The organism is Hydrogenophaga flava NBRC 102514 (assembly GCF_001571145.1).
Lineage (GTDB): Bacteria > Pseudomonadota > Gammaproteobacteria > Burkholderiales > Burkholderiaceae_C > Hydrogenophaga > Hydrogenophaga flava.
In genome coordinates, this window is sequence record NZ_BCTF01000002.1 from 56,118 (window position 1) to 75,027 (window position 18,910).

The following is an 18,910-nucleotide window of genomic DNA, read 5'->3' on the forward strand; positions in this document are numbered from 1 at the left end:
CGGTTCACTGGCCTTTGATGGCCTGTGTCATGGCCATGGTGTTGATTCGCATCATGGCCATGTAGGTCCCGGCCGGGCCGCTTGCGTCCGACAGGGAGTCGGAGAACAGCTCGCCAGCGGGCTTGACACCCGTTTCGCGGCCGATCTGCTCGATCAGGCGCGGGTCGGAAATGTTCTCCACGAACAGGGCCTTGATCTGTTCCTTCTTGATCTGGCGCACCAGCTGGGCCACGCCCTTGGCCGAAGCTTCGCTGTCGGTGCTCACACCCTGTGGCGCCAGGAACTTCACGCCGTAGGTCTTGGCGTAGTAGCCGAAGGCGTCGTGCGAGGTGATGAGCTTGCGCTGCCCGGCCGGGATGGCGGCCCAGGCGGCCTTGATTTCGGTGTCCAGCGTCTGGAGCTGGGTGGTGTAGGCCGCGGCGTTCTTCCTGTAGCCCTCGCAGCCGGCGGCGTCGGCCGCGCACAGGCCCTTGGCGATGTTGGCCACATAGGTGATCACATTCGGGACGGCCTGCCAGGCGTGCGGGTCGAGTTCGCCGTGGTCGTGGTGACCGTGTTTCCCGGCTTTGTGGTCGTGGTCGTCTTCTTCGGTCTGCAGGGGCTTGATGCCCTGGCTGACCAGCACCGGTTGGCCCCTGTACCCGGCGGTCTTGAGCAGGCGCTGCATCCAGCCTTCAAAGCCGAGGCCGTTGGCGAACACCACCTGGGCCTGCGCCACCTGTTTCGCGTGCGAGGGTGAGGGCTGGAACACGTGCGCGTCGGCACCGGGGCCGACCAGCACGTCCACCTGAACGCGATCACCACCCACCTGGCGGACGAGATCGCCCAGGATGCTGAAGCTGGCTACGGCCTGGATGGGGGCAGTGGTCTGGGCGTGGCCCAGCGGGCTGAAGGCGAGGGCGCCGAGCGTGACAAGCGACGCAATGGCGCGACGACGAAGGTACTGTTGCATGGTGCGGGTCCTTGGAATGAGATGGGAGGAGAAAACGGTTCAGGCCTGCAGGTGGCGCGGGCCGGTGGGACGCTGGCGCAGCACGCCGCGCGGCGCGAAGGCCATGGACAGCAGGTAGACCGTGCCCAGGCCGAGCACGATGACCGGGCTGGTCGGCCAGTCGGCGTGGTAGGACAGCAGCAGGCCGGCGATGGACGTGAGCAGCGCGATGCCGGTGGCCACGGCCACCAGCGGGCCGAGGCGCCGCACCCAGAAGCGCGCGCTGGCGGCCGGCAGCACCATGATGCCCACCGCCATCAGCGTGCCCAGTGCGTGGAAGCCGGCCACCAGGTTGATCACCAGCAGGGCCAGAAAGCCGACGTGCGCCACCGCGCCCAGCCCGCTGACTTGGCGCAGGAAGCCCGGGTCCAGGCATTCGAGGATCAGCGGTCGTCGGATCAGGAACAGGGTGACCAGCGTCACGCCGGTGATGCCCCAGAGCAGTGCCAGCGCCGCATCGTCCAGCGCCAGCACGCTGCCGAACAGCACATGCAACAGGTCCACGCTGTTGCCGCGCACCGAGACGATGAGCACGCCCAGCGAGAGCGAGATCAGGTAGAAGGCTGCCAGGCTGGTGTCCTCGCGGATCAGCGTGTGGCGCGCCACCAGGCCGGAACCGATGGCCACCGCCAGACCGGCGACGATGCCGCCCACCGTCATGGCCGCCAGCGACAGGCCAAACAGCAGGTAGCCGATGGCCGCGCCCGGCAGGATGGCGTGCGCCATGGCGTCGCCCGTGAGGCTCATGCGCCGCAGCATCAGGAACACGCCCACCGGAGCGGCCGACAGGGCCAGCGCGATGCAGCCCAGCAGGGCCTGGCGCATGAAGCCGAATTCGATGAAGGGGCCGAAGATCAGGTTGCCTTCGTTCATGGCGTGGCCTCCAGCGCGGGGCCCTGCGAGTGCATGTGCGGGTGATACCCCCTGGCGGGCGAGCCGGTCTCGCATTCGCCGGCCTGCTCGTCGAAGGGTTCGCGCAGCGACTGCGCGCGGGCCCAGTTCGCGTCGGTCAGCACCTCGGCCGTGGCGCCCCAGGCCACCGGCTCGCGCGCCAGCAGCAGGGTCTGGGGGAAGTGTTCTCGCACCTGCGCCAGATCGTGCAGCACGGCGATCACCGTCTTGTCCTGGCGCTGCCAGCCGTGCAACAGGGCCAGCAGGTCGGCGGTAGTGCGCTGGTCCACCGCGGCAAAGGGTTCGTCCAGCAGCACCACGGGCGCGTCCTGCAGGACCAGCCGCGCGAACCGCGCGCGCTGCAGCTGCCCGCCCGAGAGCGTGTCCAGCCCGCGCCTCTCGAAGCCCGAGAGGCCGACCGCGGCCAGCGCGGCATCGCACTGCTGCCGGTGCGCGGCGGTGAAGCGCCCGAGCGCGCCGACCCGCCGCCACAGACCGCTGGCCACCATGCCACGCACGTCGATGGGAAAGCTGGCGTCGAGCTCGCTGTGCTGCGGCAACCAGGCGATGTGCTCGCGCCGCAGGCCTTCGATGTGGCCCGACAGCGGCGCCAGCGCTCCGGCCAGCGCCTTGACCAAGGTGCTTTTGCCGGCGCCGTTGGGACCGACCACGGCCACCAGCGCACCGGGTTCAATGTGCAGGCTCAGGTGGTGCACCGCCGGGTGGCGCTCGTAGCCCAGCGTCAAGTCGCGCAGGGTGATGGTGGGGGCTTGGGGGCCTGTCATTGGGCTGTGTAAACTGTTGCAACTCAATTGCGATAGTGCGAATGTTAACGCAACATTGTTGCGATAATGGAGGCCTTCTATGGCAACCCGACCCAGCCCCAAAGAACCGGTGACCGTGCCGGCCGAGATCCAGACCCGTCTGGAAGCCGCCGGCCTGCGCCGCACCCTCGCCACACGCGCGGTGCTGGGCCTGTTCCTGGCCAACCCGCAGGGCACGCTCAGCCACGCCCAGGCCCTGGCCTCGCTGCAGACTCGCGGGCTGGACATCAACCGCGTCACCCTCTACCGGCTGCTGGAACGCCTGGCCGCCTGTGGTGTGCTGCAGCGCCAGACCGACGACGACGCGCGCACCTGGCGCTTCCGACTGGCCGACCTGAGCGAGGACGGCACTGCGCCGCGCTTCGAATGCGACGCCTGCCATCGGCAGTTCCGCCTGGCCTCGGCGAGCGAACCGGCGCGGGCCGTGGCCGACGAGCTGATGCGCACGCTGGCGGGCATGGGGCACCGGGGCCTGCGGCTGGACATGGCCGTGCACGGCACATGCGCCGACTGCGCCGATCCCTCGGGCAGCCCGGCGACGGAGCCGCCGCGGTGATCGAGACCCGCGACCTTGCCTTCTCCTACTCGCAGGCGCCTGTCCTGCGCTTCCCCGACGTGGCGGTGCCGCAGGGCGGCACGCTGCTGCTGCGCGGGCCCTCGGGCAGCGGCAAGTCCACCTGGCTGGCCCTGGTCTCCGGTCTGCTCACGCCATCGTCCGGGGAGGTGGTCGTGGTCGGGCAGGCGGTGCACGCGCTGGCCGGCGCGGCCCGCGACCGCTGGCGCGCGCGTTGCCTGGGTTTTTTGCCGCAGAAGCTGTTCCTGAGCGAAGCGCTGTCGGTGGCCGACAACCTGGCGCTGGTGTTCTTCGCCGCCGGACTGCCGGTGGACCGGGGCGCCATCGGGCGTGCGCTGTCGGCGCTGGACCTGTCGGCGCTGACGGAGCGCAAACCGTCGCAGCTCTCGGGTGGCCAGGCTCAGCGGGTGGCATTGGCGCGGGCGTTGCTGCTGCAGCCCAAAGTGTTGCTGGTCGACGAACCCACGGCCAGCCTGGACGACGAGGCCTGCGCGGCCGCGCTGGCGCTGCTGCAGCGTGGTGCCGCCGAGGTCGGCGCGACGCTGGTGATCTCGACCCACGACGCACGCGTGGTGCAGGCGCTGCCCGCCGCGCAGACGCTGCGGCTGGCGCGGGAGGGAGTGGCATGAACGTGCTGAGCCTGTCCTGGCGCTACCTCTGGTCGCGTCCGCTGTCCACGGCGCTGAACCTGCTGTTGCTCACACTCGGGCTGGCCTCGATGGCCTTCGTGCTGATCGCACAGCACCAGGTGGACCGTGCGTTCGAGCGCGACCTGCAGGGCATCGACGCGGTGGTCGGCGCCAAGGGCAGCCCGATGCAGCTGATCCTGGCGGGTGTGTTCCACATCGATGTGCCGCCGGGCAACATCCCTCTGGAGGAAGTGAAGAAGCTGCAGGCCCATCCACAGGTGGCGCAGCTGATTCCGCTGAGCCTGGGCGACAACCTGCAGGGCTTCCGCATCGTCGGCACCACGCCGGACTACGCAACCCACTACGGCGCGACCCTGGCGCAGGGCGCGTTCTGGACCGCGCCGATGCAGGCGGTGCTGGGCGCCCAGGTGGCGCGCAGCACCGGTCTGGCGCTAGGCCAGTCTTTCGTCGGTGCGCACGGGCTGGGCAGCGGCGGCGCGGTGCACGGCGAGGCGCTGTATGCGGTGAACGGCGTGCTCGCGCCCTGCGGCTGTGTGCTCGACCGGCTGGTGCTGACGGCGACCGAATCGGTCTGGAAGGTGCACGACGACATGCACGCCACCGAGGACATGGACGAAGAAGACCGCGCGGCCATCGAGGCCGACCGGGAGGTGACGCTGGCCTTGATCCGCTACCGCACGCCGCTGGCGGCCGCGAGCTTTCCGCGCTTCATCAACGACAGCACGCCGATGCAGGCGGCCTCGCCGGCGGTGGAGATCACGCGCCTGCTGAGCATGGTGGGTGTGGGCACGCGTGTGCTGCAAGGCCTGGGCGCGGTGCTGCTGGCGGTGGCCGGGCTGTCGGTGTTCATCGCGCTCTGGGGCGCGGTGCGCGAGCGCCGCCACGACCTGGCGATGCTGCGCATGCTCGGCGCGCCGCCGACCCGGGTGGGCGCGCTGGTGCTGTGCGAATCGCTGTGGCTGGCGCTGATGGCCTGCACGCTGGGCTTGCTGGCGGCACACGGTCTGACCGCGCTGATGGGGCAGATGTTGATGGACCAGCAGTCGCTGGCCATCACGGGCTGGCAGTGGGTGCCCGCCGAAGGGTGGGTGCCGCTGCTGGCCCTGGGGGTGGCGGTGGTGGCGGCGCTGGTGCCGGCCGTCAGCGCCTATCGGGTCGATGTGACCCAGTTGTTGAACACGAGGTGAAACCGATGAAAAAGACCGCTCTCTTCCTGGCCCTGTCCGCCTGCATGACCACCGCCGCGCTGGCGCAGCACTCCGACAAGGAACTGCAGGAAGACATCCAGCGCCACCGCGCCATGGCCGCGGCCCACGAGGGCGCGGCCAAATGCCTGGAGACCAAGAGGGACGAGAAGGTCTGCATGGCGGAACTTCAGGCCGCGTGCAGGGGTCTGGCGATTGGCAAATACTGTGGGATGAAGCACGCGCATTAATGGGCCACCCCCGCGCCGCGCTTCGCGCGTCACCCCCTCCAGGGGGCAACGCGAGCGGCCCGGCGGAGCCGGTTCCGCCGCGTTCTTGAATGAAGTCCTTGCTCTCTTATGAATCTTCGTTTTCGTTGCTTGCTGTTGCCGCTGGCTTGTTTCTCCGGGTTGGCGTTGGCGCAGCTGACGTCGCCCATTGGCACGCCTGCCGCGCCGGCCGCCGGGGCTGCAGCCGATCCCGTCGTGCCTCCGCATGTGCAAGGGCAGGGGGCTGGGGTGCACAGTCCGCTGTCGCCGTTTGCGCCGCTCAAGCCGCGCGAGGACGTGGTGCCCTGGTCGCTGCTGACCGACATCAAGACCGAGGTGAAGAACAAGCGCATCACACCGGTCTACACACCGGGCGTGCAGGCGCTGAACCAGAAGACGCAGAAGGTGCAGGGCTTCATGCTGCCGCTGGGGCCGGGCGAGCAGCAGCGCCACTTCCTGCTCGCATCGGTGCCACCGACCTGTTCGTTCTGCACGCCGGGCGGGCCGGAAAGCATGATCGAGGTCCGCACCAAGGCGCCGGTCAAGTACAGCCTCAATGCGGTGGTGGTCGAGGGCACGTTCCACGTGCTGCAGAACGACCCCTACGGCCTGTACTACCGCATGACCGAAGCGGTCGGCGTCAAGTAGCGCTGGTGCCGTAGGCCATGGGCGGTGGCGTGAACACCGCGCCGTCCAGGCCATTGGCCATCGCCACCACCCACAGCGCGGTGTAGAGCGCCACGAACCCCCAGAGCCCACGCCGCCCCGCGCCCGCGGCCGCCAGCAGGGCGCCGACGAAGGGAATGAACTGCTGCGCGTGCATGCCCACGAAGTGCGCCGGCCGCAGGTCGCCGCCGCCCAGGTGCCAGCCCACCACCGGCAGGCCCGCACCCGACGGGGGTTGCACCGAACCCAGCAGGCCGCCCGCGCCCGCACCCAGCACGAAGGTCAGGACCAGGCCGATCACGACCGCTTCGCGCCACACGGGTGCCAGGTCGGCCCTGCCGTGGCGCGCGATGCGCCAGGCCAGCACCGGCTGCGTCGCCGTCATCGCCAGCGCGCCCAGGCCCATCAGCGTGTACATGACCTGATGGAACGGGCTGCTGAAGTTGAAGTGCGAGGCCTGGCCCAGCGCGGCCTGCAGCGTGATGTAGCCGATCTCGAACAGGCCGGCGCCCAGGGCCACCGCCACCAGCGCACGCACGCTGGCGTGGCGCCGCTGTGCCTCGGGCAGCAGGCCGACGAACCAGGCGGTGCAGAGCCAGAACAAGCCGATCGAGGCCATGAACTTCAGCGGCTTGACCCAGACGTTCACCTCTCGCACGGTGCGCTCGTCCAGACCGAGCGCCACCAGGGCGGGCAGCATGGCGGCCCAGATCAGCAGGGCGGCGATGGTGAGGGTGCGCTGGCGTTCGAGGGCCTCGCGCAGCAGAACCGATGGCGTGAACGACCGCGCCCGGTCGGGCGTGAGGGCAGGAAAGGCGGCGAGGGCGGAGGAGGGTTTCATGGGGCGACTCCGGTGGTGGAAGGGGCGGCGGAACGGCGGAGGCTGCGGACCAGGGCAAACGCCAGCAGGCCCAGCGGTCCGAAGAGAAAACACAGCACCAGCAGCGGCACAAGCAAGGCGTGCGGCCAGCCCAGGCGCGCGGCTTCGGCCGCGATCCAGCTGCCCACGAACAGGTCGAAGGCCAGGTAGTGCACCCAGCCGGCCACCAGCACGCCGGGCACATCGAACAGCGCACGCACCTCGGCCTGGCTGCCGAAACCGCCTTCGCCGCGCCAGTGGGTCAGCAGCATCAGCGCGTACACGGCCGACAGCAGCACCGGCACCGCGCGGCCGGAGAGCCAGCGCACGCGCCCGCTCCAGGGGGCCCGCGCAGGCGACGCGATCAGGGCGGTCCAGGCCAGCAGCGCCAGCGCGTTGCAAAGGGAAAACACGGCATCGGGGGACATCGGGCACTCCTGGGCGGGTTGGGTTGGCATGAACTAGACAGTGTCTGGTCCGGCATCCTATGGGCTCGACTTGACACTGTCAAGTGATGCACACTCGGGCCATGTCTGCCCGTTCCACCGACCCCGCACAGCCCGACCTGAAACAGCGCATCCTCGAAGCCGCCGAGCACCTGCTCGAAGCCGAGGGGCTGGCCGCCCTGTCCATGCGCGAGGTGGCGCGCCGCAGCGGCGTGACCCACCAGGCGCCGTACCACCACTTCGCCGACCGCGAGGCCATCCTGGCCGAACTGGTGATGCGCGGCTTCACCGAGCTGAGCGCCCGGCTGGCGCAGGCCAACGAGCAGATTGCCGCCGTGGGCCGGCTGGAGGCGGGCATTGCGTCGGGACTGGCCTACGTCGGCTACGCCATCGATCACCCGGGCGTGTTCCGGGTCATGTTCCGGCCCGAGCTGTGCGACGTCACCCGCTTTCCCGAGGCCCAGAAATCGGGCTCATCGGCCTATGCGCAGCTGGAGCGGCTGGTGTCGGAAATCCACGGCGCCGACCAGGTGGCCACGCTTGCCATGGTCTATTGGTCGCAGGTGCACGGCCTGGCCTGTCTGGTCATCGACGGACCCGTGGGCGTGCAACTGCCCGGGGCCGCCGAGCGGCGCGCTTACGCCCGGTCCGTGCTGGAGCCCTTTGCGCGCCAGATGCTGGCCCCGGCCGGGCAGTGTTGACGGGGCGCGGGTAGCATCGCCCGGGTGAACCTCGCCAGCCACCCCGTCGTCGCCTCCCTCACCCCCGTCTTCCTGCTGATCGCCCTGGGCTACTTCGCCGGGCGGCGCGACTGGATCCGCGAGTCCGCGGTGCGGGACCTGTCCAACCTGGTGTTCCTGCTGCTGATCCCGGCGCTGCTGTTCCGAACCATGAGCGGTGTGCACGTCGAAACGCTGGACTTGCGGCCGCTGGCGGCCTATTTCCCGGCGGCGCTGCTGCTGCTCTCTGCGTCCATCGCCTGGCGGGGCTTCAACCGCTCCAGCGTCGTGATGGCCCTGGGCGGGGTGTTTTCCAACATGGTGATGATCGGCATCACCCTGGTCGAGCTGGCCTACGGCAAGGCGGCGCTGGTGACGCTGCTGACCCTGGTGTCGGTGCATGCGCTGATCCTGCTCACCGTGGGCTCGGTGGTGCTGGAGCTGGTGGTCGCCCGCGAGGCGCGCGACGGCGGTGAGCGCGCGCCCCATGTGCTGGAGACCGCCTGGTCGGCCTTCAAGGGCGCGCTGATCCACCCGATCCCGCTGCCCATCATCAGCGGTCTGCTGTTCGCGCAGACCGGCTGGAGCCTGCCGGCCGTGGTCGACAAGCCGCTGCAGCTGCTGGGCAGCGCCTTCGGTCCGCTGGCGCTGGTGCTGGTGGGCGTCACGCTGGCGCGCACCCCGCTGGGCGGACACCTCAAGCCCGCTCTGTGGATCACGGCGTCCAAGAACCTGGTGCTGCCGCTGCTCGTCGGGGTGTCGGCCTGGGCCTGGGGCATCACTGGTCTGCCCCTGACGGTGATGGTGGTGGCCGCGGCGCTGCCGATGGGCGCCAACGTCTTCCTGTTCGCGCAGCGCTACGAGGTGGCCGAAGGTCTCACGACCGCCGCGATGGGCTTGTCGACCGTGCTGGCGCTGTTCACGCTCAGCGCCGTGATGCTCCTGATGACATATGTGAACTGATCGGTTGGCGCGGGGTGGTCCACCCTATTGGCTGATCTTGCGGGCCTCTTCGACCTGGTACTCGAAGTAGCGCTGGATGCCGAAGGCCAGGCTCCCCATGAAGGCTATGGTTCCCACCAGCAGGCCCAGCACCAGCGCGCCGATGGTCAGCCAGTTGGTGGCGCCGGCGCTGTCTTCGGGTTGTGCCTGCGGGTTGAACCAGCCGTTCCAGCGCGGCCGGTCGCTCAGCGCGTAGACGATGCCGGCCAGGCAGCTGGTGGCGATGCTCATGCCCAGAAACGGAATCAGCAGCCACGACAGCACGTCGTCCTGCCCGAAGGCGCCCACCCGCTCAACACCCCACCAGCCCAGCGCCGAAGCGATGGGGTGCAGCCAGCCGATCCAGTCGCCCAGGCCACGCAGGTAGAAGCGGTGCAGTCCCATGTGACCGCCCAGCACGGCCAGCCAGACGGTCAGTGTTTTGCTTTTCGGACGGCTCATGCCTCGCCCTCAGGCGGGGTGCGGTCCCCCTCGCCAATGGCGCGCTGCATCATCACGATGTCCAGCCAGCGCCCGAATTTCCAGCCGCACGCCTGGACCACACCGATCTGCTCGAAGCCCAGGGCCTTGTGCACCCCGATGGAGCCGGCGTTGGCCGAATCGCCGATCACCGCCATCACCTTGCGGATGCCGCTGCGTTCGAGGGTTGCCAGCAGCTCGGCCAGCAGCGCGCGTCCCAGGCCCTTGCCGGCGGCTTCGGGGGCGAGGTAGATGGAGTCTTCCACCGAAAAGCGGTAGGCCGGCCGTGGCTTGAACCAGTTGCCGTAGGCGTAGCCCAGGATCTCGCCGGCTTCCTCGGCCACCAGCCAAGGCAGCCCCTTGGACAGCACGTCGGCCCGGCGGGCGGTCATCTCTTCCACGGTGGGTGGGGTGGTTTCGAAAGTGCCGGTGCCGTGCAGCACATGGTGTGCGTAGATGCGGGTGATGGCGGGCAGGTCGTGCTCGGTGCTGGGGCGGATCAGGGGCATGGGAGGGGCGGGGGAAATGAGGTGCTTGGGTTCTGGAGACAGCCGGCTATAATGGCAGGCTTTGCAGCGTTTCGCTGGCCGGGTGGTCAGTCGTGTGTCTCAAGCGCTGTGAGAAAACACTGTCACGTGTTGTGCCGGTGTTCACCACCACCCGAAGGATAAATCATGGTCGTCATTCGACTCTCCCGCGGCGGCGCCAAGGCCCGTCCGTTCTACAACATCGTGGTCGCCGACAAGCGCAACCGCCGCGACGGTCGCTTCATCGAGCGCATCGGCTTCTACAACCCCCTGGCCAAGGGTGGCGAAGAGCCCCTGCGCATCGCCCAGGACCGCCTGACCTACTGGACCGGCGTCGGCGCCGAGCCGTCGGACACCGTGGCCCGTCTGGTCAAGCAAGCCGCCGCCAAGGCCGCTGCCTGATCTCCCTGCGTTCGCAGTGATCCCCTCGAACGGCCCGTTCGAAGCATCGCCCCTGCCGGCGGATGCGGTTGAACTGGGCCGTTTTCTTGACGCCTGGGGCGTCAAAGGCTGGGTCCACATCCAGCCGTACAGCGCCGACACCCGTGCGCTGTTCGAATCACCCGACTGGTTCCTGTTGCCGCCCGAAGCCCGGTTCGCGCGCGGCTTTTCGACGTTTGCAGGCCCGGTTCGTGTGCGCGTGGCCGAGATCAAGGTGCATTCCGATGGCGTCGTCGCCCGCCTGGAGGGTGTGGCGGACCGCAACGGTGCCGAGGCGCTCAAGGGTGTGCGCATCCACGTGCCGCGCAGCGCCTTTCCGGCCGCCGCCGACGGTGAGTACTACTGGGTCGACCTGATCGGTCTGGATGTGGTCAACCGCGAGGGCGTGCACCTCGGTGTGGTGCGCGACCTCATGCCCACCGGCCCGACCTCTGTGCTGGTGATGGAATACACCGAGACCGTGGATGGCGTCGACAAGACGGCCGAGCGCATGGTGCCCTTTGTGGCGGCCTACATCGACGATGTGGACCTGAAGGCCCGCCGCATCACCGCCGACTGGCAGACCGACTACTGACCGGAGCGCGCCATGCGCTTTGACGTCATCACGCTTTTTCCCGAACTCTTCGAACCGTTCTTCCGCAGCGGCATCAACCGACGGGCGTTCGAATCCAAACAGGTGGACGTGCGCCTCTGGAACCCGCGCGACTTCGCCGAGGGCAACTACCGCCGCGTGGACGACCGGCCTTTCGGCGGCGGACCCGGCATGGTCATGATGGCCGAGCCTCTGTGGCGCTGCCTGCGGGCCATCCGCGCCGACCGCGCCGAACCAGAGGGCGCGCCTGCGCCGGTGGTGCTGTTTTCGCCCACCGGCCAGCGGCTGGATCACGCCATGGCGGTCGGCTATTCGCAAAGCGCAGGCGCGGTGCTGGTCTGCGGGCGCTACGAAGGCATCGACCAGCGCTTTATCGACGCCTGTGTGGATCGCCAGATCAGCCTGGGCGATTTCGTGCTTTCGGGCGGCGAGATCGCCGCCATGGCCCTGCTCGACTCGGTGGCGCGTCTGATGCCAGGCGTGCTAGGGGACGAAGGCAGCCACCAGCAGGACAGCTTCAATCCGGCGCTGGACGGGCTCCTGGACAGTCCGCACCACACGCGACCCGAGGTGTGGGAGGGACCGCAAGGCCCCGCTGCGGCCCCTGAAGTGCTCATGGGCGGGCACCACGAGCGCATCGCGCGTTACCGCCGGGAGCAGAGTCTGGCGCTCACCGCGCGCCAGCGACCGGACCTGCTGGCGCAGGCGCGGGAGGCGGGGCGGCTCACGCCGGTCGACGAAGCTTTCCTGCGCTCCTTGAAAAAGCTATAATCCAAGGCTTTTCGATCCTCTGGCCGGCCGTTGTGACCGGTGACCACCTCGGCGGTGGTCAGGGAATTGCAGCCTCTTGTGTAGCGCGGCCATGATCGTTGAACAGGAAACCATGAACCTCATCCAGACCCTCGAGCAGGAAGAAATTGCTCGCCTTGGCAAGACCATTCCCGCGTTCGCCCCTGGCGACACCGTGATCGTCAACGTGAACGTGATCGAAGGCACCCGCAAGCGCGTGCAGGCCTACGAAGGCGTGGTGGTGGCCCGTCGCAACCGCGGTCTGAACTCCAGCTTCATCGTGCGCAAGATCTCCAACGGCGAAGGCGTGGAGCGTACGTTCCCCCTGTACAGCCCGCTGATCGCCTCGATCGAAGTCAAGCGCCGCGGTGACGTGCGCCGTGCCAAGCTGTACTACCTGCGCCAGCGCAGCGGCAAGTCGGCCCGCATCAAGGAAAAACTGGGCGCGTAAGCACACAGCTTCCGCCAAGAGCCGGGCGCCTGATGACCCACCTCGAAAAGCCGCTCACCCGAGCGGCTTTTTTGTGCCTGTTTCATACTCGTCCCCATGTCTTCCACTGCGCCAACGCGCTATCCCCCCACCTTTGATCCGCGCCAGGTGCCCGTGCTGAACGGTGCCGGCGCCGAGTTGCTGGCGGCCGCGCCTGCCGGACGCCTCACTCCAGAGGGGCTGCGGGAGCGTTTTGCGCGCCCGCCGGTCTGGACCCCGGAGCTGGTGCGCGAGCGCCGATTCACCGACCGGGCACCAGCGCCAGCGGCCGTGCTGATTCCGCTGGTGGTTCGTGAGCGCCTGGGGCTGCTGCTGACCCAGCGCACAGCCCACCTGTCCACCCACTCGGGGCAGATCGCGTTTCCGGGGGGCAAGGTCGATGCCGAGGACCGGGATGCCACCGCAGCGGCACTGCGCGAGGCACAGGAGGAGATCGGCCTCGAACCGGCGCACGTGGAGGTGCTGGGCCGCCTGCCCGAGTACGTGACGGGCACGCAGTTCCACATCACACCGGTGGTGGCACTGGTGCAGCCCGGTTTCACGCTCCTGCCCAACCCTGGCGAGGTGGACGACGTGTTCGAGGTGCCGCTGGACTTTCTCATGGACCCGGTGAACCACCGCCGCCATGGGTTCGAATGGAATGGCGAGATGAGGGAGTGGTACTCGATGCCGTACCAGGAGGGCGCGACAGAGCGCTTCATCTGGGGCGCCACCGCTGGCATGCTGCGCAACCTGTATCGTTTCCTCACCGCCTGAGGCGCCGGGTCGCGCGGGGCGCTCGCTATCATCGGGCCATGATCTTTTTCGCCATCCTGCTGGCCTTCCTGATCGAACAGGCGCGCCCTCTGTCGATCAACAACCCCGTGTTTGCTGGTCTGCGGAGCTGGGCCCGGCTGGTGCGCCGCAACCTGGACACCGGTCAGGCGGTGCATGGATGGCTGGCCTGGGGCCTGGCCACCATGGGGCCGGCCCTGCTGGCGGCCCTCGTGTACTGGGGCCTCTGGCAGTTCAGCAACGTGCTGTCGTTCGTCTGGCTGGTGCTGGTGCTCTATGTGACGCTGGGCTTTCGCCAGTTCAGCCACCACTTCACCGACATCCGCCAGGCGCTGGAGGTGGGCGACGACCTGCTCGCCCGCGAGAAGCTGGCGCAGTGGCTGCACGTGGAAACCAGCAGCCTCCCCCGGGCCGAAGTGCTGCGGCAGGTGATCGAACAGTCGGTGCTGGCCGCACACCGCCACGTGTTCGGGGTGCTGGCGGCGTTCGTCGTGTGCTGGCTGCTCGGACTAGGGCCCGCGGGTGCGGTGTTCTACCGCATGGCCGAATACCTCTCGCGCAACTGGCGGCTGCGCTCCGATGGCACCCCCAGTCAGGCCACCCAGCAGGCTGCGGCCACAGGATGGCAGTGGGTGGACCATGTGCCCGCCCGCGCGACGGCGCTCGGTTTCGCGGTGGTGGGCAACTTCGAGGAGGCTGTGGCGAGCTGGCGGGGTGAGGCCGAACAGTTCGGTCCGGGCACCGATGGCGTGGTCCTGGCCGCCACTTCCGGCGCAATCAACGTGCGTCTGAACGCCCGCGAAGGAAAACTGGAAGAGGCCGAAGGAGTCGCGACCCGGCCCGAGCCCCAGCTTGCCCATCTGGCCAGCGCGGTGGGCCTGGTGTGGCGCAGCGTGGTGCTCTGGATGCTTCTGCTGGCCCTGTTGACGCTGGCCCGCCTGCTCGGCTGAGCTCAGTAGCCCCGTTTGGCGGAGAGTTCCGCGAACAGGTCACCGTAGATGCGGTACCGGTTGGGGGCGATGGTGTTGTCCCCGGTGCTTTCGCCCTGCACCTTGGCGCGCACGCCGCAGCCGGGTTCGTGCAGGTGGGTGCAGTTGTAGAACCTGCATGCGCCGAGCGCGGCGCGCAGATCGGGCATGAGGCTGGCCAACCGGGTCGCCTCGATGTGGTTCAGGCCGAATTCCTGGAAGCCGGGCGAGTCGATCAATGCGGTGGTGCGCGCCGTGTCGACCCAATACCAGGTGGTGCTGGTGGTCGTGTGTTTGCCCGAGTTCAGGGCGCGCGAGATCTCTCCCGTCTGTGCCTGGGCCTGAGGCACCAGGCGGTTGACGAGGGTGCTCTTGCCGACACCGGACGGACCGAGCACCAGGGTCGTCTTGCCCTCCAGCCGCTGCATCAGGGGGCTCAGACCGGACGTGGCATCGTCATCGCCTTTGAGTCGCAGGGGCAGCACAGCCAAGCCCATGGCGCGGTAGGGGGCCAGCCGCTCCCAGGCACGCTCGAAAAGGGGACCGAGATCGGCCTTGTTGAGCACGATCAGCGGTGCGATGCCCTCGGCCTCGGCGGCCACCAGCGCGCGCGCCAGCTGGCTCTCGGAGAACTCCGGCTCGGCCGCCAGCAGCACCAGCACCTGATCGAGGTTCGCGGCGAACGACTTGGTGCGCAGTTCGTCCTGGCGGTAGAAGAGGTTGATCCGCGGCTCCACCCGCTCGATGCTGCCCTCATCCCCGGTGGGCATCCAGCGCACCCGGTCGCCCACCACAGCCTGGCTCTTTTTGCCTCGCGGGTGGCAGATGCGGCGTTGTCCGTCCGGGCTCTCGACCAAGCAGTGCCGTCCGTGCGCGGCGACCACCAGTCCGATGTCGATGGACCCCTCGGACTCCGGAGCCCGGCCCGCGGCATCCGCACGCGAACGGGAGTGGGGCGAGTGGTTCATGCAGCCGCACCTTGCAGGCGCGCGATGCGCTCGCTGGCGGGCGGGTGCGAGTAGTAGAAGCGGGCGAACACCGGATCGGGGGTGAGGGTGCTGGCGTTGTCCTTGTACAGCTTGAGCAGGGCGCGGGCCAGGTCTTGGCCATCGGTGTGTGTGCAGGCGTATGCATCGGCCTCGAACTCGTGGCGGCGCGCGAGCTGCGCCAGCAGCGGCGAGAGGAAGTAGGTGAACAGCGGCACCACCATCAGGAACAGCAGCAGCGCCAGGGCGTCGTTGGGGGCTTCCAGCGATGGCACCACGCCCAGCCCGGTGTAGAACCAGGCCTGTCTCGACACCCAGCCCAGCACAGCAAAGCCCACCAGGCTGAGCGCGAACATCAGCACGGTGCGCTGCAGGATGTGGCGCCGCTTGTAGTGGCCCAGTTCGTGCGCCAGCACCGCGTCGATCTCCGGCGGCGCGAGCTGTTTGAGCAGGGTGTCGAAGAACACCACGCGTTTGGCGGCTCCGAAACCGGTGAAGTAGGCATTGGCGTGGGCGCTGCGTTTGCTGCCATCCATCACGAACAGGCCCTTGGCGGCGAAGCCGCAGCGCTGCATCAGCGCATTGACGCGGGCCTTGAGCGTTTCGTCCTGCAACGGTTCGAACTTGTTGAACAGCGGTGCAATCAGCGTGGGGTAGAGCACCAGCAGCAGCAGGTTGAACACCATCCATGCCCCCCAGGCCCAGAGCCACCAGGTGGGCCCGGCGGCGTCCATGAGCCACAGCACCAGCGCCGCAATCGGCAGTCCGATCAGCGCGCCGACCACGGCGCCCTTTAGCAGGTCGCCGAGCCACAGGCCCACACTCATCTTGTTGAACCCGAAGCGCTCTTCCAGCCGGAAGGTGGACCACCAGCCCAGCGGCAGGGTCAGCACCGCGCCAATGAGAGTGAACGCACCCAGCAGCGCGAGTTGCTGCCACATGCCGGGCTCCATCCATTGCAGCAGCAGCTGGTTGAGCGCATGCAGCCCACCCAGCAAGGTCCAGCCCAGCAGCAGGGCGGCTTCGATGGCCGATTCGAGCATGCCGAAGCGGGCCTTGGCGACTGTGTAGTCGGCGGCCTTGCGGTGGGCATCCAGCCCGATCGTCGCAGCAAACGGATCGGGGACCCGGTCGCGGTGGCGGACCACGTGGCGGATCTGCCGGCTGGCCAGCACGGTGCGGACGATCAGTCCGCCCACGAGCAAGGCACAGAAGAGGTAAGTGAAGGCGAGGGCGCTGCTATCCATGCCGAGAGTCTATCGAAGCGGCGCCATGGATGCCGCGCAGGGACATGGCGGTCATGGGCGAAAATCGGTGCATGAGCCAAGACCACACCAACCCGGCTGCCGTGGCCGCCGAAACCCCTGTTCCCACCTTGAGCAAGAGCGACCAGAACCTGGTCTGGCTCGACTGCGAGATGAGTGGGCTCGACCCTGAAAAAGAACGCCTGCTGGAGATTGCGGTGGTGATCACAGGCCCCAACCTGGAGCCCCGGGTGGAGGGCCCGGTGTTTGCCATCCACCAGAGCGACGCGGTTCTCAATGGCATGGACGCCTGGAACAAGGGCACCCACGGCAAGAGCGGTCTGATCGACAAGGTCAAGGCCAGCACCATCGACGAGGAGCAGGCCCAGGCCGAGCTGCTGGCCTTCATCGGCCAGTACGTGCCGAAAAATGGTTCCCCCATGTGCGGTAACAGCATCGGGCAGGACCGGCGTTTTCTTGTGAAGTACATGCCCAAGCTGGAGGCGTACTTCCACTACCGCAATCTGGACGTCAGCACCATCAAGGAACTGGCCAAGCGCTGGAAGCCCGCGGTCTACGACAGCTTCAAGAAGCACCAGAGGCACACGGCGCTGGCCGATGTGCACGAGTCCATCGACGAGCTGGCCCACTACCGCGAGCACTTCCTCCGGATGGATTGATCAGCTACAGAGAACAAAAAAGGGCCGAAGGCCCTTTTTTGTTCTCTGCCAGAAGACTCCGGACAGGCTCAGAACACCGTGAGGCTGAACCAGTAGGCCACCGCCGCCACGAAGGCCGACGCCGGGATGGTCAGCACCCAGGCCCAGACGATGTTGCCGGCCACGCCCCAGCGCACCGCGCTGGCGCGCTGCACCGAACCCACGCCAACGATGGCGCCGGTGATGGTGTGGGTGGTCGACACGGGGATGCCCAGCGCCGTGGCCAGGAAGAGCGTCATCGCGCCGCCGGTCTCTGCGCAGAACCCGCCCACCGGTTTGAGCTTGGTGATCTTCTGGCCCATGGTGCGCACGATGCGCCAGCCGCCGAACATGGTGCCCAGGCCGATGGCCGCGTAGCACGACACGATGGTCCAGGTCGGCGGCGACTTGTCGGCCGATGACGCGTAGCCGGTGGCGATCAGCAGCATCCAGATGATGCCGATGGTCTTCTGCGCATCGTTGCCACCATGGCCCAGGCTGTAGGCGCCCGCCGAAACGAGCTGCAGGCGCCGGAACCAGCCGTCGACCTTGAGCGGCCGCGCGCGCCGGAACACCCAGGCCACCAGGACCATCATCAGCGAGCCCAGGATGAAGCCCAGCAGTGGCGAAACGAAGATGAACGCGACTGTGCGCAGGACGCCGGTGGCGATCAGCGCGCCCGCGCCGGCCTTGGCGATCACCGCGCCGACGATGCCGCCGATGAGCGCGTGCGAGGAGCTGCTGGGGATGCCGTAGTACCAGGTGATCAGGTTCCAGGTGATCGCCCCGGTAAGGGCGCCGAACACGACGTGCGTGTCGATCACCGAGGGATCGGCGATGCCCTTGCCGACGGTGGCCGCCACACTGAGCTTGAAGATGAAGATGGCGATGAAGTTGAAGAAGGCGGCGAACACGACCGCCTGTCCGGGCTTGAGCACGCCCGTGGAAACGACGGTTGCAATTGAGTTGGCGGCATCATGAAACCCGTTCATGAAGTCGAAGACCAGCGCCAGCGCCACCAGCATGACCACGACCCAGAGGGCCGCCTGAACGGTTGTCATGGGAAGGCCCTGCCGATCAGGAGTTTTCGAGGACGATGCCCTCGATCAGGTTGGCGACGTCCTCGCACTTGTCGGTGATGGTCTCCAGCAGCTCGTAGATCGCCTTGAGTTTGATCACCTCCCGCACTTCCGGCTCCTCGCGGAACAGCTTGCTCATGGCCGAGCGCATGACGCGGTCGGCGTCCGATTCGAGGCGGTCGATCTCTTCGCAGGTCTTCACCGCGGCTTCGGCGGTCTTGGGGTCGTTGACGTCCTTGAGCAGGCTGACGGCGTGCTTGAGCCGTTCGCAGCACTTGACGCTCAGGTCGGTCAGTCGCGAGATCTCGTCGGTCATGTGCCGCACGTCGTACAGCGCCATGGTTTCCGCCGAGTCCTGGATCAGGTCGGCCACGTCGTCCATGGTGTTGATCAGCGAGTGGATCTGCTCGCGATCGATCGGGGTGATGAAGGTGGTGTGCAGCAGGCGGTTCACCTCGTGGGTGATGCGGTCGGCGGCGCGTTCTGCATGGTCCACCTCCTGGTTGTACTTGTCCCTCAGGATCGGGTCGCTGTAGTGGGCCACCAGCTGCGAAAACGCATGCGAGGCCTTGACGATCTGTTCGGCGTGCTGGTTGAACAGCTCAAAAAAATTGCCCTCTTTGGGCAACAGCTTGCCAAAAAACATGGCGTCTCCGGTGGTGGAATGTGAAATTGATGTGACGTTTGAGCGTCGAATCGGTGGATTTTAGCCGCCGGCACCCTCGTCGCCCGAAGCGCAAGTGCCGGCCGATCTTCGAGCTCACTTCGAAAACTTGGGGGAAACCCGG

The 18,910-nt window shown here is 67.9% G+C and carries 25 protein-coding genes; 14 read left to right on the forward strand and 11 right to left on the reverse strand.

All coding sequences use genetic code 11. The features are described 5' to 3' along the window. Nucleotides 1–4 precede the first annotated feature (4 nt). From HFL01S_RS01995 to HFL01S_RS02005, 3 genes are read right to left on the reverse strand one after another with little or no spacing between them, the layout of a single operon-like run. On the reverse strand, nucleotides 5–952 hold the full coding sequence (locus HFL01S_RS01995) for a metal ABC transporter substrate-binding protein (RefSeq protein WP_066253949.1): 948 nt from the start codon (nucleotides 950–952) through the stop codon (nucleotides 5–7). A gap of 39 nt (nucleotides 953–991) precedes the next feature. Continuing rightward, nucleotides 992–1,864 carry a metal ABC transporter permease gene (locus HFL01S_RS02000; protein ID WP_066253952.1) on the reverse strand — a complete coding sequence of 291 codons (873 nt, stop codon included), beginning with the start codon at nucleotides 1,862–1,864 and terminating at the stop codon, nucleotides 992–994. Beyond that, the gene (locus tag HFL01S_RS02005; RefSeq protein ID WP_084383038.1) at nucleotides 1,861–2,667 is read right to left on the reverse strand and encodes a metal ABC transporter ATP-binding protein; all 807 of its coding nucleotides are present in this window, start codon (nucleotides 2,665–2,667) and stop codon (nucleotides 1,861–1,863) included. The genes HFL01S_RS02000 and HFL01S_RS02005 overlap by 4 nt, the downstream gene beginning before the upstream one ends. Nucleotides 2,668–2,746: 79 nt before the next feature. On the opposite strand from HFL01S_RS02005, the gene HFL01S_RS02010 reads away from it, so the two are divergent. From HFL01S_RS02010 to HFL01S_RS02030, 5 genes are all read left to right on the forward strand, one after another. Then, the gene (locus tag HFL01S_RS02010) at nucleotides 2,747–3,262 is read left to right on the forward strand and encodes a Fur family transcriptional regulator (protein ID WP_066253955.1); all 516 of its coding nucleotides are present in this window, start codon (nucleotides 2,747–2,749) and stop codon (nucleotides 3,260–3,262) included. Then, a complete protein-coding gene (locus HFL01S_RS02015) occupies nucleotides 3,259–3,909 on the forward strand; it encodes an ABC transporter ATP-binding protein (protein WP_066254622.1) in 651 nt (216 codons plus the stop codon). The genes HFL01S_RS02010 and HFL01S_RS02015 overlap by 4 nt, the downstream gene beginning before the upstream one ends. Continuing rightward, nucleotides 3,906–5,117 (forward strand): ABC transporter permease, encoded by a 1,212-nt coding sequence (locus tag HFL01S_RS02020; RefSeq protein ID WP_066253959.1) that lies wholly within the window; start codon nucleotides 3,906–3,908, stop codon nucleotides 5,115–5,117. The genes HFL01S_RS02015 and HFL01S_RS02020 overlap by 4 nt, the downstream gene beginning before the upstream one ends. Nucleotides 5,118–5,122: 5 nt before the next feature. Beyond that, a complete protein-coding gene (locus HFL01S_RS02025; protein WP_084383039.1) occupies nucleotides 5,123–5,365 on the forward strand; it encodes a hypothetical protein in 243 nt (80 codons plus the stop codon). A gap of 267 nt (nucleotides 5,366–5,632) precedes the next feature. Continuing rightward, the gene (locus tag HFL01S_RS02030; RefSeq protein WP_245644721.1) at nucleotides 5,633–6,031 is read left to right on the forward strand and encodes a DUF3299 domain-containing protein; all 399 of its coding nucleotides are present in this window, start codon (nucleotides 5,633–5,635) and stop codon (nucleotides 6,029–6,031) included. On the opposite strand, the gene HFL01S_RS02035 is transcribed toward HFL01S_RS02030, so the two are convergent. Beyond that, nucleotides 6,024–6,890 carry a hypothetical protein gene (locus tag HFL01S_RS02035; RefSeq protein ID WP_066253965.1) on the reverse strand — a complete coding sequence of 289 codons (867 nt, stop codon included), beginning with the start codon at nucleotides 6,888–6,890 and terminating at the stop codon, nucleotides 6,024–6,026. The two genes, HFL01S_RS02030 and HFL01S_RS02035, sit on opposite strands and share 8 nt — an antisense overlap. After that, complete coding sequence (locus tag HFL01S_RS02040; RefSeq protein WP_066253968.1) at nucleotides 6,887–7,336, reverse strand: ABA4-like family protein; 450 nt, start codon at nucleotides 7,334–7,336, stop codon at nucleotides 6,887–6,889. Before HFL01S_RS02040 ends, HFL01S_RS02035 begins: the two co-directional genes overlap by 4 nt. A gap of 101 nt (nucleotides 7,337–7,437) precedes the next feature. Here HFL01S_RS02040 and HFL01S_RS02045 point away from each other — a divergent pair, with 101 nt between their 5' ends. Together HFL01S_RS02045 and HFL01S_RS02050 are read left to right on the forward strand one after the other, a co-directional pair. Beyond that, nucleotides 7,438–8,055 (forward strand): TetR/AcrR family transcriptional regulator, encoded by a 618-nt coding sequence (locus HFL01S_RS02045; RefSeq protein ID WP_066253972.1) that lies wholly within the window; start codon nucleotides 7,438–7,440, stop codon nucleotides 8,053–8,055. Between the two features lie 24 nt (nucleotides 8,056–8,079). After that, on the forward strand, nucleotides 8,080–9,036 hold the full coding sequence (locus tag HFL01S_RS02050) for an AEC family transporter (RefSeq protein WP_066253974.1): 957 nt from the start codon (nucleotides 8,080–8,082) through the stop codon (nucleotides 9,034–9,036). A 24-nt stretch (nucleotides 9,037–9,060) separates the two neighbouring features. On the opposite strand, the gene HFL01S_RS02055 is transcribed toward HFL01S_RS02050, so the two are convergent. Then, the gene (locus HFL01S_RS02055) at nucleotides 9,061–9,516 is read right to left on the reverse strand and encodes a hypothetical protein (RefSeq protein ID WP_066253977.1); all 456 of its coding nucleotides are present in this window, start codon (nucleotides 9,514–9,516) and stop codon (nucleotides 9,061–9,063) included. Further along, nucleotides 9,513–10,043: a GNAT family N-acetyltransferase gene (locus tag HFL01S_RS02060; protein WP_066253979.1), complete on the reverse strand. Its 531-nt coding sequence runs from the start codon at nucleotides 10,041–10,043 to the stop codon at nucleotides 9,513–9,515. The genes HFL01S_RS02055 and HFL01S_RS02060 overlap by 4 nt, the downstream gene beginning before the upstream one ends. A 165-nt stretch (nucleotides 10,044–10,208) precedes the next feature. Here HFL01S_RS02060 and rpsP point away from each other — a divergent pair, with 165 nt between their 5' ends. From rpsP to HFL01S_RS02090, 6 genes are all read left to right on the forward strand, one after another. Further along, nucleotides 10,209–10,463, forward strand: coding sequence for a 30S ribosomal protein S16 (rpsP, locus tag HFL01S_RS02065; RefSeq protein ID WP_066253981.1), 255 nt, complete (start codon nucleotides 10,209–10,211; stop codon nucleotides 10,461–10,463). Nucleotides 10,464–10,479: 16 nt separating this feature from the next. Then, on the forward strand, nucleotides 10,480–11,076 hold the full coding sequence (gene rimM, locus HFL01S_RS02070) for a ribosome maturation factor RimM (protein ID WP_066253984.1): 597 nt from the start codon (nucleotides 10,480–10,482) through the stop codon (nucleotides 11,074–11,076). A 12-nt stretch (nucleotides 11,077–11,088) separates the two neighbouring features. Further along, a complete protein-coding gene (gene trmD / locus HFL01S_RS02075; RefSeq protein WP_066253986.1) occupies nucleotides 11,089–11,865 on the forward strand; it encodes a tRNA (guanosine(37)-N1)-methyltransferase TrmD in 777 nt (258 codons plus the stop codon). Nucleotides 11,866–11,977: 112 nt separating this feature from the next. Further along, a complete protein-coding gene (rplS, locus tag HFL01S_RS02080) occupies nucleotides 11,978–12,334 on the forward strand; it encodes a 50S ribosomal protein L19 (RefSeq protein ID WP_066254627.1) in 357 nt (118 codons plus the stop codon). Between the two features lie 96 nt (nucleotides 12,335–12,430). Further along, a complete protein-coding gene (locus HFL01S_RS02085) occupies nucleotides 12,431–13,129 on the forward strand; it encodes a CoA pyrophosphatase (protein ID WP_066253991.1) in 699 nt (232 codons plus the stop codon). 38 nt (nucleotides 13,130–13,167) lie between these two features. Next, nucleotides 13,168–14,097, forward strand: a complete 930-nt coding sequence (locus HFL01S_RS02090; RefSeq protein ID WP_066253993.1) for a CobD/CbiB family protein — start codon at nucleotides 13,168–13,170, stop codon at nucleotides 14,095–14,097. Nucleotides 14,098–14,099: 2 nt separating this feature from the next. On the opposite strand, the gene rsgA is transcribed toward HFL01S_RS02090, so the two are convergent. Together rsgA and HFL01S_RS02100 are read right to left on the reverse strand one after the other, a co-directional pair. Then, entirely contained in the window at nucleotides 14,100–15,083 is a 984-nt protein-coding gene (rsgA, locus tag HFL01S_RS02095) for a ribosome small subunit-dependent GTPase A (RefSeq protein WP_084383040.1), read from the reverse strand. Beyond that, on the reverse strand, nucleotides 15,080–16,348 hold the full coding sequence (locus HFL01S_RS02100) for a M48 family metallopeptidase (protein WP_066253996.1): 1,269 nt from the start codon (nucleotides 16,346–16,348) through the stop codon (nucleotides 15,080–15,082). The genes rsgA and HFL01S_RS02100 overlap by 4 nt, the downstream gene beginning before the upstream one ends. Nucleotides 16,349–16,419: 71 nt before the next feature. Here HFL01S_RS02100 and orn point away from each other — a divergent pair, with 71 nt between their 5' ends. Continuing rightward, complete coding sequence (gene orn / locus HFL01S_RS02105) at nucleotides 16,420–17,025, forward strand: oligoribonuclease (protein ID WP_066254634.1); 606 nt, start codon at nucleotides 16,420–16,422, stop codon at nucleotides 17,023–17,025. 68 nt (nucleotides 17,026–17,093) lie between these two features. Here orn and HFL01S_RS02110 read toward each other — a convergent pair whose 3' ends face one another. Then, nucleotides 17,094–18,104 carry an inorganic phosphate transporter gene (locus HFL01S_RS02110; protein WP_066253997.1) on the reverse strand — a complete coding sequence of 337 codons (1,011 nt, stop codon included), beginning with the start codon at nucleotides 18,102–18,104 and terminating at the stop codon, nucleotides 17,094–17,096. A 16-nt stretch (nucleotides 18,105–18,120) separates the two neighbouring features. Then, the gene (locus HFL01S_RS02115; RefSeq protein WP_066254000.1) at nucleotides 18,121–18,768 is read right to left on the reverse strand and encodes a DUF47 domain-containing protein; all 648 of its coding nucleotides are present in this window, start codon (nucleotides 18,766–18,768) and stop codon (nucleotides 18,121–18,123) included. Nucleotides 18,769–18,910: the final 142 nt, after the last annotated feature.

What these genes read in the sequence shown, in the direction of transcription:
- HFL01S_RS02005 (WP_084383038.1), bottom strand. Translation starts at nt 2,667, where the DNA reads ATGACAGGCCCCCAAGCCCCCACCATCACCCTGCGCGACTTGACGCTG.
- HFL01S_RS02055 (WP_066253977.1), bottom strand. Translation starts at nt 9,516, where the DNA reads ATGAGCCGTCCGAAAAGCAAAACACTGACCGTCTGGCTGGCCGTGCTG.
- HFL01S_RS02020 (WP_066253959.1), top strand. Translation starts at nt 3,906, where the DNA reads ATGAACGTGCTGAGCCTGTCCTGGCGCTACCTCTGGTCGCGTCCGCTG.
- HFL01S_RS02035 (WP_066253965.1), bottom strand. Translation starts at nt 6,890, where the DNA reads ATGAAACCCTCCTCCGCCCTCGCCGCCTTTCCTGCCCTCACGCCCGAC.
- HFL01S_RS02010 (WP_066253955.1), top strand. Translation starts at nt 2,747, where the DNA reads ATGGCAACCCGACCCAGCCCCAAAGAACCGGTGACCGTGCCGGCCGAG.
- HFL01S_RS02090 (WP_066253993.1), top strand. Translation starts at nt 13,168, where the DNA reads ATGATCTTTTTCGCCATCCTGCTGGCCTTCCTGATCGAACAGGCGCGC.
- HFL01S_RS02060 (WP_066253979.1), bottom strand. Translation starts at nt 10,043, where the DNA reads ATGCCCCTGATCCGCCCCAGCACCGAGCACGACCTGCCCGCCATCACC.
- HFL01S_RS02000 (WP_066253952.1), bottom strand. Translation starts at nt 1,864, where the DNA reads ATGAACGAAGGCAACCTGATCTTCGGCCCCTTCATCGAATTCGGCTTC.
- rpsP (WP_066253981.1), top strand. Translation starts at nt 10,209, where the DNA reads ATGGTCGTCATTCGACTCTCCCGCGGCGGCGCCAAGGCCCGTCCGTTC.
- HFL01S_RS02110 (WP_066253997.1), bottom strand. Translation starts at nt 18,104, where the DNA reads ATGACAACCGTTCAGGCGGCCCTCTGGGTCGTGGTCATGCTGGTGGCG.
- HFL01S_RS02045 (WP_066253972.1), top strand. Translation starts at nt 7,438, where the DNA reads ATGTCTGCCCGTTCCACCGACCCCGCACAGCCCGACCTGAAACAGCGC.
- rsgA (WP_084383040.1), bottom strand. Translation starts at nt 15,083, where the DNA reads ATGAACCACTCGCCCCACTCCCGTTCGCGTGCGGATGCCGCGGGCCGG.
- HFL01S_RS02115 (WP_066254000.1), bottom strand. Translation starts at nt 18,768, where the DNA reads ATGTTTTTTGGCAAGCTGTTGCCCAAAGAGGGCAATTTTTTTGAGCTG.
- HFL01S_RS02040 (WP_066253968.1), bottom strand. Translation starts at nt 7,336, where the DNA reads ATGTCCCCCGATGCCGTGTTTTCCCTTTGCAACGCGCTGGCGCTGCTG.
- HFL01S_RS02085 (WP_066253991.1), top strand. Translation starts at nt 12,431, where the DNA reads ATGTCTTCCACTGCGCCAACGCGCTATCCCCCCACCTTTGATCCGCGC.
- HFL01S_RS02100 (WP_066253996.1), bottom strand. Translation starts at nt 16,348, where the DNA reads ATGGATAGCAGCGCCCTCGCCTTCACTTACCTCTTCTGTGCCTTGCTC.
- rplS (WP_066254627.1), top strand. Translation starts at nt 11,978, where the DNA reads ATGAACCTCATCCAGACCCTCGAGCAGGAAGAAATTGCTCGCCTTGGC.
- HFL01S_RS01995 (WP_066253949.1), bottom strand. Translation starts at nt 952, where the DNA reads ATGCAACAGTACCTTCGTCGTCGCGCCATTGCGTCGCTTGTCACGCTC.
- orn (WP_066254634.1), top strand. Translation starts at nt 16,420, where the DNA reads ATGAGCCAAGACCACACCAACCCGGCTGCCGTGGCCGCCGAAACCCCT.
- HFL01S_RS02025 (WP_084383039.1), top strand. Translation starts at nt 5,123, where the DNA reads ATGAAAAAGACCGCTCTCTTCCTGGCCCTGTCCGCCTGCATGACCACC.
- trmD (WP_066253986.1), top strand. Translation starts at nt 11,089, where the DNA reads ATGCGCTTTGACGTCATCACGCTTTTTCCCGAACTCTTCGAACCGTTC.